General features: G+C 48.9%; 6 protein-coding genes and 5 rRNA genes. 5 read left to right on the plus strand and 6 right to left on the minus strand.

Features of this window, described 5'->3' with window-relative positions:
* Positions 1-60 precede the first annotated feature (60 nt).
* Positions 61-2,941: ribosomal RNA gene (locus U4956_RS09710) — 23S ribosomal RNA — on the plus strand.
* 297 nt (positions 2,942-3,238) lie between these two features.
* Positions 3,239-3,345 (plus strand): 5S ribosomal RNA (gene rrf / locus U4956_RS09715).
* 128 nt (positions 3,346-3,473) lie between these two features.
* Here the strand turns inward: rrf (U4956_RS09715) and U4956_RS09720 are convergent.
* The 4 genes from U4956_RS09720 to U4956_RS09735 all read right to left on the minus strand — a co-directional run bounded on the left by U4956_RS09720 (position 3,474) and on the right by U4956_RS09735 (position 6,092).
* Positions 3,474-4,031: a flavodoxin domain-containing protein gene (locus U4956_RS09720; RefSeq protein WP_323090454.1), complete on the minus strand. Its 558-nt coding sequence runs from the start codon at positions 4,029-4,031 to the stop codon at positions 3,474-3,476.
* Entirely contained in the window at positions 4,028-4,519 is a 492-nt protein-coding gene (locus U4956_RS09725) for a MarR family transcriptional regulator (protein ID WP_323090455.1), read from the minus strand. Before U4956_RS09725 ends, U4956_RS09720 begins: the two co-directional genes overlap by 4 nt.
* A 171-nt stretch (positions 4,520-4,690) precedes the next feature.
* Positions 4,691-5,836, minus strand: coding sequence for a type II toxin-antitoxin system HipA family toxin (locus tag U4956_RS09730; RefSeq protein WP_323090456.1), 1,146 nt, complete (start codon positions 5,834-5,836; stop codon positions 4,691-4,693).
* Positions 5,805-6,092 carry a helix-turn-helix transcriptional regulator gene (locus tag U4956_RS09735; protein ID WP_323090457.1) on the minus strand — a complete coding sequence of 96 codons (288 nt, stop codon included), beginning with the start codon at positions 6,090-6,092 and terminating at the stop codon, positions 5,805-5,807. The genes U4956_RS09730 and U4956_RS09735 overlap by 32 nt, the downstream gene beginning before the upstream one ends.
* 455 nt (positions 6,093-6,547) lie before the next feature.
* Between U4956_RS09735 and U4956_RS09740 the strand changes: the two genes are divergently transcribed.
* From U4956_RS09740 to rrf (U4956_RS09750), 3 genes are all read left to right on the plus strand, one after another.
* A 16S ribosomal RNA gene (locus U4956_RS09740) occupies positions 6,548-8,076 on the plus strand.
* 322 nt (positions 8,077-8,398) lie between these two features.
* Positions 8,399-11,279: ribosomal RNA gene (locus tag U4956_RS09745) — 23S ribosomal RNA — on the plus strand.
* Between the two features lie 293 nt (positions 11,280-11,572).
* Positions 11,573-11,679: ribosomal RNA gene (gene rrf / locus U4956_RS09750) — 5S ribosomal RNA — on the plus strand.
* Together the 16S, 23S and 5S rRNA genes form the textbook arrangement of a ribosomal RNA operon.
* A 226-nt stretch (positions 11,680-11,905) precedes the next feature.
* Here rrf (U4956_RS09750) and U4956_RS09755 read toward each other — a convergent pair.
* Both U4956_RS09755 and U4956_RS09760 read right to left on the minus strand, forming a co-directional pair.
* Positions 11,906-12,955 (minus strand): MupG family TIM beta-alpha barrel fold protein, encoded by a 1,050-nt coding sequence (locus U4956_RS09755; RefSeq protein ID WP_323090459.1) that lies wholly within the window; start codon positions 12,953-12,955, stop codon positions 11,906-11,908.
* Positions 12,945-14,399 carry a PTS transporter subunit EIIC gene (locus U4956_RS09760; protein WP_323090460.1) on the minus strand — a complete coding sequence of 485 codons (1,455 nt, stop codon included), beginning with the start codon at positions 14,397-14,399 and terminating at the stop codon, positions 12,945-12,947. Before U4956_RS09760 ends, U4956_RS09755 begins: the two co-directional genes overlap by 11 nt.
* Positions 14,400-14,406: the final 7 nt, after the last annotated feature.

Genomic DNA, 14,406 nt, shown 5'->3' on the forward strand with positions numbered 1-14,406 from the left:
ACAGTTCTTATTAGAAAAATCTCGAAAAAGCATAGTTAAAAACAAGCATATTTGAAACTAGATCAAGCAAGGAAGAGCGTACGGAGGATGCCTTGCCACTCTTGAATGATGAAGGACGCATCAGACTGCGAAAAGCTGCGGGGAGCTGTCAGGAAAGCGACGATCCGCAGGTATCCGAATGGGGGAACCCGGCTGGAGTCATATCCAGTCATCCATATTTTTGATATGGAGAGCAACCCGGTGAACTGAAACATCTAAGTAGCCGGAGGAAAAGAAAACAACAGTGATTTCCCGAGTAGCGGCGAGCGAAAGGGAATTAGCCCAAACCATAGCGATATGGGGTTGTAGGAGCGCACCAGACAAAACGCGAGTGAACAGGAACGTGATGGAAAGCACGGACACAGAAGGTGAAATCCCTGTACTGGAAAGCAAGCGAAGTAGTCAGCGAGATCCTGAGTACGACGGGACACGTGAAATCCTGTCGGAAGCAGGCGGGACCATCCGCCAAGGCTGAATAAGTAAGAGTGAGCGACAGTGAAGAAGTACCGTGAGGGAAAGGTGAAAAGAACCGCGCAAGCGGAGTGAAAGAGAACCTGAAACCGTATGCCTGCAAGAAGTCAGAGCCCGTCAAAGGGTGATGGCGTGCCTTTTGTAGAATGAACCGGCGAGCTGCTTTTGGATGCAAGGTTAAGCAGGAAAATGCGAAGCCGAAGCGAAAGCGAGTCTTAACAGGGCGAATGAAGTAGCCAGGAGCAGACCCGAAACCGGGTGATCTAGCCATGGGCAGGTTGAAGCAGAGGTGAAACTTTGTGGAGGACCGAACCGACCATCGTTGAAAAGCTGGCGGATGACCTGTGGCTGGCGGAGAAATTCCAATCGAACCCGGAGATAGCTGGTTCTCCCCGAAATAGCTTTAGGGCTAGCGTTAATGTAAGCCTGCGGAGGTAGAGCACTGAATTCATGATGGCCCCATCCCGGGGTACTGAATGGAATCAAACTTCGAATGCCGCAAGGAGAAAAGTTGGCAGTCAGAGTGTGGGTGATAAGGTCCATGCTCAAGAGGGAAACAGCCCAGACCGCCGGCTAAGGCCCCAAAATGATGACTCAGTGGAAAAGGATGTGGGGACGCACGGACAACTAGGAGGTTGGCTCAGAAGCAGCCACCCTTTAAAGAGTGCGTAACAGCTCACTAGTCGAGTGGCCCTGCGCCGAAAATGTACCGGGGCTAAGTCATCTGCCGAAGCCGCGGATAAGGATTGAAAGATTTTTATGGTAGGGGAGCGTTGCATGTTCATGGAAGCAGAATCGTGAGAGTCTGTGGAGGGCATGGAAGTGAGAATGCCGGTGTGAGTAGCGAGATGCAGGTGAGAATCCTGCACACCGAAAGCCCAAGGATTCCAGGGGAAGGTTCGTCCGCCCTGGGTCAGTCGGGACCTAATGATAAGCCGACAGGCGAAGCAGATGGAAAGCAGGCGAAGATTCCTGCACCCGCAATAAAGGCGATGGAGTGACAAAGACGGGAAGTGTGACCCTCTTAATGGATTGAGGGCCAAGCGCGGCAGTACGGATCCAGGCAAATCCGGATCAATGTGTACAGAGCGTGAAGGGTAAGCGAAATCGAAAGAAAGTAGCCAAGCACATGGAGCGGCTTTCAAGAAAAGCTTCTAGCTTAAACTTTATTGCGGCCCGTACCAAAACCGACACAGGTGGGCGCGCTGAGCAAGCGAAGGTGAGCGAGAGAACTGTTGCCAAGGAACTCGGCAAAATTGCCCCGTACGTTCGCAAGAAGGGGCGCTCGAGAGAGCCGCAGTGAAAAGGCCCAAGCGACTGTTTAACTAAAACACAGCTCTATGCAAAGCCGCAAGGCGAAGTATATGGGGTGACACCTGCCCGGTGCTGGAAGGTTAAGGGGATCTGTTATCCGCAGGGAGAAGCAGTGGTCCGAAGCCCCAGTGAACGGCGGCCGTAACTATAACGGTCCTAAGGTAGCGAAATTCCTTGTCAGGTAAGTTCTGACCCGCACGAAAGGTGAAACGATTTGGGCGCTGTCTCGGCAGCAGACTCGGTGAAATCTTAGTACCTGTGAAAATGCAGGTTACCCGCAACTAGACGGAAAGACCCCATGGAGCTTTACTGCAGCCTGGTATTGGGTTTTGGATGATCATGTACAGGATAGGCGGGAGGCTATGAAGAAGGAACGCCAGTTTCTTTGGAGCCGCCGTTGGGATACCGCCCCTGATGATTTGAAGCCCTAACGTGAAGAGAGAATCTTACAGACAGTGCCAGGCGGGCAGTTTGACTGGGGCGGTCGCCTCCTAAAGAGTAACGGAGGCGCCCAAAGGTGCGTTCAGTCTGGATGGAAACCAGACAGAGAGTGTAAATGCAAAAGCGCGCCTGACTGCGACACCAACAAGTGGAGCAGGGACGAAAGTCGGGATTAGTGATCCGGCGGTGCCGAATGGAAGGGCCGTCGCTCAACGGATAAAAGCTACCCTGGGGATAACAGGCTGATCCCGCCCAAGAGTTCACATCGACGGCGGGGTTTGGCACCTCGATGTCGGCTCATCGCATCCTGGAGCTGGATTCGGTTCCAAGGGTTGGGCTGTCCGCCCATTAAAGCGGTACGCGAGCTGGGTTCAGAACGTCGTGAGACAGTTCGGTCCCTATCTGTTGTGGGCGCAGGAGATCTGAGGGGAGCTGTCCTCAGTACGAGAGGACCGGGATGGACCTGCCAATGGTGCATCGGTTGTCACGCCAGTGGCACAGCCGGGCAGCCAAGCAGGGAATGGATAAGCGCTGAAAGCATCTAAGTGCGAAGCCAGCCCCAAGATAAGATCTGCGGTAGATAAGACCCCTTGAAGACTACAAGGAAATAGGCTGGGTATGGAAGTTACGTGAGTAATGAAGTTGGCCAGTACTAATCGGTCGAAAGCTTAATCTAAGATAACGAGAGCGCCTGTTGGAGTGATGAAGAATTGATGAAGGATATGGAAGCAGAGTCAAAGAGGCAAGTTAAAGACAATGATTCCAGAATCATTCAAAATCACAGACAGGCGGTAATAAGAAGTAAACGATCAGAAATGATCAGATCATAACTGTAATCAAGGTTATGTCGAAGCTGGTGTTTGTTTTTGAAAGATTCATGTGAAATGAAATCAACCCTCGGTACTCGCAAGAATACTGAAACCGAATCTGTCATTGAATAATCATCCAAAGATGCGCTGATTCAATGAAATGGTATGGTGACGATAGCCAATGGGTCACACCCGTTCCCATCTCGAACACGGCCGTTAAGCCATTGAACGCCGACGATAGTGTAAAAGCAAAAATAGGAAGTCGCCAGACAAAAGCGCAACCCGAAGAATAAAGGAGAAATCCAATATTCTTCGGGTTTTTTGCTTAGATGATGTTGGCCTTTATTTTTCTGTGCGGATTAGGGACATAATTTTTCAAGCCAGACTGGGCGGGCGCTTTCAATCATTGAGATCTGATGGAGTGGTTTTTGTTTCGATTGCGGATACGGCAACAAGGATTGGTTCGATGGCTTTTGGATCACTGATATCGTAAGAAGAGACAATCATCTCACTCATCAGCTTTTCATCTTCAGTTTTATTCTTTTTGGCTTTGATCATACTGGCAAATGCTTTCATCAGCAGTCGATTGCCGGGGGACATCTGATCGTAGTTCAATCCGCCTGGACAATAAAAGGTCAGGGCAGGATCAATTTTCAGCAATTGACTTCCAGCCTCCAGTGCTTTTTGAGAATCAGGAGAAGCGATTGGACTGGCACCAGTGCAAAACAACAGGACAGGTTTCTGAGGATACTTTTGTGCGATGGCTGCCAGTTTGTTCAATTTATAGATACTTCCGGCATGCATCCAGCTGCCCAAGAGCAAGACATCGCAAGCAGACAAGTCGGCTTTGATTGCTTCGGTAAGAGAGTAACAGTCTGCATGGGTCTTTTCGGCAATCCAGTCAACGTATTGTCTGGTAAATCCAGTCTGGGAATGATAAAGAATCGCAAGTTTCATTTGTTTTTTCCTTTCGTTTTCTGTTCGAAGATGTTTACGCCATTGAGAAGGTTGATCAGCAGCGAAAACAGGGCTTGAATTTCTTCCTTTTTCAACGTGGCAAAGAGTTCATTGAGTTGTTCGCGATAAGGCGCAAATTCTCCTTCGAAAAACTGATCGGCTTTTTCAGTAGGAAGAATCATCAAAGAGCGGGGACGATCAGGGTTGTTCTGGATGGTTACAAATCCCTTTTGTTCTAAAGATAAGGCCAGCTTTTTAATGTTCTGCCTGGAACAGCCAAGCAGGTTTCCGCATTCTCCCAGGCTTAATGGCTTTTGAAGTGGGCGGATGGTGGACAGCAGCATGAATTGACGCAGTGTCAGTTCTGGGATCTGTTGATCAAAGACGGTCTGGAGGCGGTTGGTCAGAATAAAGAGCAGATTGAAGATTGCTTTGCATTGATCTGGCGTGGATCCTGAAAACTTCTGGATCAGTTCGTTCTCGTTCATTTTTTCTCCTTTTATAGGTAACTAGTTACGTGTTTGAGAATATGCCTTTATTGGATCGTTTCAAGTCCCATGATCGCAAACAGAAAATTTGGAAAAGAAAAAGGCATGATCTCTTTCTAAATTGGACAAAAAGACCATGCTGAGCGAACAGGGATTGCTGGAAGAAAGAATTTAATGGGTGGTGTGATCTTCCAGAATATCCTTTAGATTCTGGTTTACAGTTTTCTGGATGGATTTGATGATGCTTCTGGCCTCTCTAGCCGAAAGACCGATAGAAAGGGCTGCCTGTTCCAATTCAGAGGGGCCAGGGTTCTTTCCATTGCCATGAATGGTTGTTGCATGTTCACCACCAAAGGAACGACTCCAGGTCAAGTCGTATGCTGGGGAAAGTTTCCATTGACCGTTCTGGTAGAGAAAGGAGAAGTTTTTCGCATGATCATCCCGGTTGTGACTGAAGACGTTGAAGCAGGCCAGCCGGAACATTCGCTTGACTTCTTCCATGTTCTTAGTCACCAACCACGTCAGCTTCAAAAGAATTTCGTAGTCAAGATTAGGAATACGATAGCTGGTTTCCAGCAGGGCGCCGGCTGAAATCATATGAATCTTGCCTTGATCGGTTCGATCAAAACGTTGGCAGCCAAAATAGCCAGTGGTTCTTTCAGAAGGAAATAATCGAAACTCTGGAACTTCAATTTCACATTCCCTGGCGCAGCAAAAATACTGATACTCTTCTTCACCGATCGAAGCCGGATCAAAACTGGCGGGAAATTTTACGATCCATTCCTGTCCATCGATTGTTGTATTGACTTTTGGTCTGGCTCCTCCCGATGATCCACCCATTTCAAATAATGTGTCTAGGCGATCAGAAGGTTTATCTGCCAGAATCCGGGCACACTCCTGGGCAAGGTCGTCAAAAGGCAGAACAGAAAAACTTTCCTGAAGCGCAACAGAAGGACGATACTCTAAAAGGCCTTTGCCATTGCTTCCGACCAGAGCCAGACGTTGGAGCGTGGTCAATGAATTGGGATCGATACTATAAGAACGCAGTAGACGATCCGTCAATAAAGAACCCCAGCCATCCGGAAGACTGTCCGCAAATGCCCCAAACAGACCATCAAAGGGATCATAGGATTTTGGAATGAAAACACCTGGCTTAAGAGGAAGGGAAAAAGGACTGATGGAAAACCCCGCCTGCAGCCATTCGGAACTATACTCAAAAGCAATGCGATGATCCGGAAGTTCGGCCAGTGTTCCAACTTTCTGATCATTCGCATAGACATCGAGACTAATGGGGTTTGGAATTGTTGTTTTGGGCAAGCTGGATCACCTCCTCAATGGACTGGTATTCTTTCTTGCAAAACAGGCCATCAAAACTCTCTGCATCATCAAGTGCTCCCGCGATTTTTAATAAGGAAGTCAGCGAGATTTCATTGGACTGTTCAAATCGCTTAATCGAGCCAAGGCTTACACCGGACAGTTCGGCCAGTTTCTGTTGGGAAATACGTTTTTCTTTGCGTCTTGCTACAACTCTCTCTTTCAGATCATTCTGGATCTGAGGAAGAGTTCGATACATATTGAGATCAATCATAGCTAATATATTAGCGTAAAAACCGCTATATCGTCAAAACAGGCTAATATATTAGCTGCCATTATCAGAATTAGAGTGTGAAAAAAAGAATTTATAAAAAAGCATAAAGTACTTGCATTATGATTGGGATAGAGGTATGATACTCAAGCACTTACGGAAATAATTTCCGAAGCGTCTAAATCATCTTTAGATATCGAATAAAACGTCGATTGTGAAATCCTTAAAAATATTTCACAAAAGGCATTGACTTCTGAATCTGCTGATGATAAGATAAACAAGCCTTGTGAGGGAAATTGATTCACTCACAAACAGATGGCTCTTTGAAAACTCTGATTACAGACAATTCAATATTCGAAATTAACACGTCGATTCTTGAACAACACTTAATACTTCAAATAATCAATTCACGAAATTTAAACGCAATAGCGTTGAGTCAATATCAAATGGAGAGTTTGATCCTGGCTCAGGATGAACGCTGGCGGCATGCCTAATACATGCAAGTCGAACGGAACACTTCGGTGTTCAGTGGCGAACGGGTGAGTAACACGTAGATAACCTGCCCATATCCGGGGGATACGCTTTGGAAACGAAGTCTAAAACCCCATAGGAAAACAGAAGGCATCTTCTGTTTTTGAAACAGGCTTTTAAGCCTGGGAGATGAATGGATCTGCGGTGCATTAGCTTGTTGGCAAGGTAAAAGCTTACCAAGGCGATGATGCATAGCCGGCCTGAGAGGGCGATCGGCCACACTGGGACTGAGACACGGCCCAGACTCCTGCGGGAGGCAGCAGTAGGGAATTTTCGTCAATGGGCGCAAGCCTGAACGAGCAATGCCGCGTGAGTGAGGAAGGTCTTCGGATCGTAAAGCTCTGTTGCAGGTCAGAAAAGAAGGAAAGAGGAAATGCTTTTCTTTTGATAGTAACCTGCCAGAAAGTCACGGCTAACTACGTGCCAGCAGCCGCGGTAATACGTAGGTGGCAAGCGTTATCCGGAATGATTGGGCGTAAAGGGTGCGCAGGCGGCGTGGCAAGTCTGAAGTGAAAGGTACGGGCTCAACCTGTACAGGCTTTGGAAACTGTCACGCTCGAGGACAGGAGAGGGCGGTGGAACTCCATGTGTAGCGGTAAAATGCGTAGATATATGGAAGAACACCAGTGGCGAAGGCGGCCGCCTGGACTGTTACTGACGCTCAGGCACGAAAGCGTGGGGAGCAAATAGGATTAGATACCCTAGTAGTCCACGCCCTAAACGATGAGGAGCAGGTGTCGGGGGTAGTGCCCCGGTGCCGAAGCTAACGCAATGACTCCTCCGCCTGGGGAGTATGCACGCAAGTGTGAAACTCAAAGGAATTGACGGGGGCCCGCACAAGCGGTGGAGTATGTGGTTTAATTCGAAGCAACGCGAAGAACCTTACCAGGCCTTGACATGGGATGCGAAGACTTAGAGATAAGTTGGAGGTTAACATCCACACAGGTGGTGCATGGTTGTCGTCAGCTCGTGTCGTGAGATGTTCAGTTAAGTCTGGCAACGAGCGCAACCCTCGTGATCTGTTACTACCAGTAAGATGAGGACTCAGATCAGACTGCCGGTGACAAACCGGAGGAAGGCGGGGATGACGTCAAATCATCATGCCCCTTATGGCCTGGGCTACACACGTACTACAATGGCGCCTACAGACGGAAGCGAAGCTGTGAAGTGGAGCGAACCCGAGAAAAGGCGTCCCAGTTCGGATTGAAGTCTGCAACCCGACTTCATGAAGTTGGAATCGCTAGTAATCGCGGATCAGCATGCCGCGGTGAATACGTTCCCGGGCCTTGTACACACCGCCCGTCAAACCATGGAAGCCGGCAACGCCCGAAGCCGATGGCATAACCCTTAAGGGAGTGAGTCGTCGAAGGCGGGGCCGATGACTGGGGTTAAGTCGTAACAAGGTATCCCTACGGGAACGTGGGGATGGATCACCTCCTTTCTAAGGAGAAAGTACAAGGAAGCATTAAGTAACTAAGTTGGAGTCTGTAACAGAGTTTTGGAAGAGCGATCTTCCAGATTGAGTGATAGAGAAATCTTCATTTGATCACAACATGGATCTTTGAAAAACGAACATCAGTATAAGACATAACAGAAGGTCTGACGTAAGTTGTAAGTAGCAACGTTACGAAAGTAACCGACTGAAAAGAGAGAAAAAATTCAATCTTTGAAGTCACAAGATTTACCAAGTCAGAAAACAGTTAACAGTTCTTATTAGAAAAATCTCGAAAAAGCATAGTTAAAAACAAGCATATTTGAAACTAGATCAAGCAAGGAAGAGCGTACGGAGGATGCCTTGCCACTCTTGAATGATGAAGGACGCATCAGACTGCGAAAAGCTGCGGGGAGCTGTCAGGAAAGCGACGATCCGCAGGTATCCGAATGGGGGAACCCGGCTGGAGTCATATCCAGTCATCCATATTTTTGATATGGAGAGCAACCCGGTGAACTGAAACATCTAAGTAGCCGGAGGAAAAGAAAACAACAGTGATTTCCCGAGTAGCGGCGAGCGAAAGGGAATTAGCCCAAACCATAGCGATATGGGGTTGTAGGAGCGCACCAGACAAAACGCGAGTGAACAGGAACGTGATGGAAAGCACGGACACAGAAGGTGAAATCCCTGTACTGGAAAGCAAGCGAAGTAGTCAGCGAGATCCTGAGTACGACGGGACACGTGAAATCCTGTCGGAAGCAGGCGGGACCATCCGCCAAGGCTGAATAAGTAAGAGTGAGCGACAGTGAAGAAGTACCGTGAGGGAAAGGTGAAAAGAACCGCGCAAGCGGAGTGAAAGAGAACCTGAAACCGTATGCCTGCAAGAAGTCAGAGCCCGTCAAAGGGTGATGGCGTGCCTTTTGTAGAATGAACCGGCGAGCTGCTTTTGGATGCAAGGTTAAGCAGGAAAATGCGAAGCCGAAGCGAAAGCGAGTCTTAACAGGGCGAATGAAGTAGCCAGGAGCAGACCCGAAACCGGGTGATCTAGCCATGGGCAGGTTGAAGCAGAGGTGAAACTTTGTGGAGGACCGAACCGACCATCGTTGAAAAGCTGGCGGATGACCTGTGGCTGGCGGAGAAATTCCAATCGAACCCGGAGATAGCTGGTTCTCCCCGAAATAGCTTTAGGGCTAGCGTTAATGCAAGCCTGCGGAGGTAGAGCACTGAATTCATGATGGCCCCATCCCGGGGTACTGAATGGAATCAAACTTCGAATGCCGCAAGGAGAAAAGTTGGCAGTCAGAGTGTGGGTGATAAGGTCCATGCTCAAGAGGGAAACAGCCCAGACCGCCGGCTAAGGCCCCAAAATGATGACTCAGTGGAAAAGGATGTGGGGACGCACGGACAACTAGGAGGTTGGCTCAGAAGCAGCCACCCTTTAAAGAGTGCGTAACAGCTCACTAGTCGAGTGGCCCTGCGCCGAAAATGTACCGGGGCTAAGTCATCTGCCGAAGCCGCGGATAAGGATTGAAAGATTTTTATGGTAGGGGAGCGTTGCATGTTCATGGAAGCAGAATCGTGAGAGTCTGTGGAGGACATGGAAGTGAGAATGCCGGTGTGAGTAGCGAGATGCAGGTGAGAATCCTGCACACCGAAAGCCCAAGGATTCCAGGGGAAGGTTCGTCCGCCCTGGGTCAGTCGGGACCTAATGATAAGCCGACAGGCGAAGCAGATGGAAAGCAGGCGAAGATTCCTGCACCCGCAATAAAGGCGATGGAGTGACAAAGACGGGAAGTGTGACCCTCTTAATGGATTGAGGGCCAAGCGCGGCAGTACGGATCCAGGCAAATCCGGATCAATGTGTACAGAGCGTGAAGGGTAAGCGAAATCGAAAGAAAGTAGCCAAGCACATGGAGCGGCTTTCAAGAAAAGCTTCTAGCTTAAACTTTATTGCGGCCCGTACCAAAACCGACACAGGTGGGCGCGCTGAGCAAGCGAAGGTGAGCGAGAGAACTGTTGCCAAGGAACTCGGCAAAATTGCCCCGTACGTTCGCAAGAAGGGGCGCTCGAGAGAGCCGCAGTGAAAAGGCCCAAGCGACTGTTTAACTAAAACACAGCTCTATGCAAAGCCGCAAGGCGAAGTATATGGGGTGACACCTGCCCGGTGCTGGAAGGTTAAGGGGATCTGTTATCCGCAGGGAGAAGCAGTGGTCCGAAGCCCCAGTGAACGGCGGCCGTAACTATAACGGTCCTAAGGTAGCGAAATTCCTTGTCAGGTAAGTTCTGACCCGCACGAAAGGTGAAACGATTTGGGCGCTGTCTCGGCAGCAGACTCGGTGAAATCTTAGTACCTGTGAAAATGCAGGTTACCCGCAACTAGACGGAAAGACCCCATGGAGCTTTACTGCAGCCTGGTATTGGGTTTTGGATGATCATGTACAGGATAGGCGGGAGGCTATGAAGAAGGAACGCCAGTTTCTTTGGAGCCGCCGTTGGGATACCGCCCCTGATGATTTGAAGCCCTAACGTGAAGAGAGAATCTTACAGACAGTGCCAGGCGGGCAGTTTGACTGGGGCGGTCGCCTCCTAAAGAGTAACGGAGGCGCCCAAAGGTGCGTTCAGTCTGGATGGAAACCAGACAGAGAGTGTAAATGCAAAAGCGCGCCTGACTGCGACACCAACAAGTGGAGCAGGGACGAAAGTCGGGATTAGTGATCCGGCGGTACCGAATGGAAGGGCCGTCGCTCAACGGATAAAAGCTACCCTGGGGATAACAGGCTGATCCCGCCCAAGAGTTCACATCGACGGCGGGGTTTGGCACCTCGATGTCGGCTCATCGCATCCTGGAGCTGGATTCGGTTCCAAGGGTTGGGCTGTCCGCCCATTAAAGCGGTACGCGAGCTGGGTTCAGAACGTCGTGAGACAGTTCGGTCCCTATCTGTTGTGGGCGCAGGAGATCTGAGGGGAGCTGTCCTCAGTACGAGAGGACCGGGATGGACCTGCCAATGGTGCATCGGTTGTCACGCCAGTGGCACAGCCGGGCAGCCAAGCAGGGAATGGATAAGCGCTGAAAGCATCTAAGTGCGAAGCCAGCCCCAAGATAAGATCTGCGGTAGATAAGACCCCTTGAAGACTACAAGGAAATAGGCTGGGTATGGAAGTGGAGTGATCCATGAAGTTGGCCAGTACTAATCGGTCGAAAGCTTAATCTAAGATAAACGAGAGCGCCTGTTGGAGTGATGAAGAATGAAGGATATGGAAGCAGAGTCAAAGACGCAAGTTAAAGACAATGATTCCAGAATCATTCAAAATCACAGGCAGGCGGTAATAAGAAGTAAACGATCAGAAATGATCAGATCATAACTGTAACCAAGGTTATGCCGAAGCTGGTGTTTGTTTTTGAAAGATTCATGTGAAATGAAATCAACCCGCGGTATTCGCAAGAATACTGAAATCGAATCTGTCGTTGAATACTCATCCAAGGATGCGCTGATTCAATGCAAAGTATGGTGACGATAGCCAATGGGTCACACCCGTTCCCATCTCGCACACGGAAGTTAAGCCATTGAACGCCGACGATAGTGTAAAAGCAAAAATAGGAAGTCGCCAGACAAAAGCGAAACCCGAAGAATAAAGAAGAAATTCAATATTCTTCGGGTTTTTAATTATCGCTTAGTTAGTCTTAGCTAATGATCATACCACTAATCTGAATTGCAAACGATTATAGACTCAAGCCGAACACAAATGAATAGAATACCAAAATGCCCTGCAGGAAGAGGAGATTCTCCTTGCCTGCAGGGCTTTCAGTCTTTTCAAAATCGAATTGGCCGCATTGGTCTTACTTATACAATTTGTTCAGACCGTACTGATCTGCCTGAACCAGCTGGATCTTTGCACCATTGGGGATAAAGTCCAGCAGCTCAGCATACCGTGGATGCACACGACCAATGACATTGACCTTATCATCGGCTGGATAGTCGGATGTGGTAATCATGATTTCACCCGCATAGCGGCCATAACTTTCATTGTCCTGACATAGACTTCCACGAACACGTCTGACTGTATTGGATGGGGCAATCAATTTTGCTGGATCATGCATCAGACGGCTTTCCGCCAGACGGCGCAGCGTCTTAGGCGAATCAGCCCGGATCGTAAAGGGCTTATCCAGAATGGATGAATCCGCAAAGTCCTCCAGAAGTACAGGGATGAGATAGCACCCCTGCATTGCCTGCTGGATAAAGTTCAGCTCGCGTTCACTTAAGCCGGGATCTCCAACCAGAATCTGGTCGATGCCAAGGCGTTTAAATTGAGTCCATGCCACATACGGTGCCCCATGACGATGGGATTCCAAAGTTGGAAGCCCCTGAAACAGTGGACCGCGCAACACCTCGTCACCGGGGATAAACACAGAAAGATTGGCTGCTGGAACACCTTCGTTCATCGTACAGAATGTTTCCAGATCTAGTCCGGTTTCCGGACGTGGATAGAAGTTGTGCACAAATAGAAGACTGGGATGGCGGGCCAGAAGCCATTTCTTTGTTTCCGTTTCAATCGTTGAAGCATTTAATGCGACAGGAATCCTGAAGGCAATCTGGTCAATTTCCTCCAGAGTAAATCCAAAATCCAGACGCAGAATATCCAGATCCATAGCCCTGGCAAACTCATCCAGAGAGTCAAACCCATATTGGCTGGCTGTCTGGTCGTCCACATCACACATGACCTTCGCTTTTCTTGCATGGAGCTGGTCAACCAGATCTTTGAGTTTGGATGGATCACTCTGCGCTTCGGGAATATGAGCCGAAGTAAAAACCAGAGAACCCTCCTGGATGCAGGAGGGAATCTCTTGGAAGGAACCCGGATATAAAGAAGTTCCTAAATTATTTTGCATCCGCAACAGCGGAGGATTTGATACCAAAGTAGGTGATGATGAAGCCAGCAACATAGGAGATCACCAGACCGATAAAGAAGTTCAGCATGCCACTTGTTCCCTGCATCAGAGGAATGGCAACTAGACCGGATGGTCCAAATGCGTTGGCCATGACGTGTGTCAGCATGACATACGCCCCACCAAAACCGGCACCGAGGCCAGCAGTGATAAACGGTTTACCTAAGGGAAGAGTTACACCGTAAATCAGTGGTTCGCCAACGCCCAGGAAGCCTGCAGGCAGAGCACCGGCAATGATTTTTTCCATTTTGCGGTTGCCAACTTTCTTAGCCTTGATCCAGATCGCAATTGCAGCGCCAACCTGACCGGCACCAGCCATCGCCAGAACTGGGAACAGTGAAATACCGCCCATGGTTTCAAGCTGAATGGTATAAATAGGGATCAAACCTTGATGCAAACCGAGCAGAACCATCGGTAAGAACAGTGCTGCCAGAACATAACCGGAGATCACGCTGATCACTGGGTTGCTCGAGTTCAGAAGCAGAGACAAGCCATCAACGAGCCAGTCGGAAACAAATCCGGCAACCGGCATGATCGCAAAAATCATCAGAAGTCCAGTGATTAATAAGGATAGGAACGGAGTCAGGATCAGGTCCAGCAGATCTGGCATACGTTTGCGGATCCATTTTTCTACGATGGACAGAACCCAGACACCTAAGATGACACCCACAACGCCGCCTTTACCGGTGGTCAGAATGGAGTTTAGAGGAATTTCTTCATTATACAGTCCGAGCATCGTGGAGATCGTAACAATGTTGGCACCAATCGAGATGCCGCCGATCATACCACCCATGGCAGGGGTTGCACCGAACACTTTTGCAGCATTAATACCTGTGTAGATGACCAGATAGCCCAAGAAGGAGCCACCAATCAGGTTGAATACCAGCTGGGACATTGTCCAGAAATCACCTGCAATTGTTCCGGACGAAATCAGCTGACCAATCAACGATCCGAAACCGTTGAACAGACCCGCTGCAATAATTGCTGGCAGCATTGGAACAAAGATGCTTGCGATCATGTTGGCAAAATCTTTAAACGGATTCTTTTTCTGCTGGGCTTTTACCCCTGCTTTGTTGGATTTCCAGTCGCCATCCAGATTCATTTTTTCATCGGCTGGAATTTCGGTATCTGTACCGGTCAGACCAGTCAGATCCTTGAATTCGTCCGTGACTTTCTGAGCCTTGCCAGGTCCTAAAACGATCTGGAAGTAGTTGTCATTGGTAATGACACTTAAAACTTCCGGTGCTTCTTTGATCTCTTCAATCCCGACAAGAGCTGGGTTATTGACATGCATGCGCAGTCTTGTCATGCAGTTTGCGGCATCCTGAACATTCTGTTTTCCACCGACTTTTTCCAGAATGAACACTGCCAGTTCTCTGTTGTTCATAGCGTCT

Source organism: Allobaculum sp. JKK-2023, assembly GCF_034745455.1.
Taxonomy (GTDB): Bacteria; Bacillota_I; Bacilli_A; order Erysipelotrichales; family Erysipelotrichaceae; genus Allobaculum.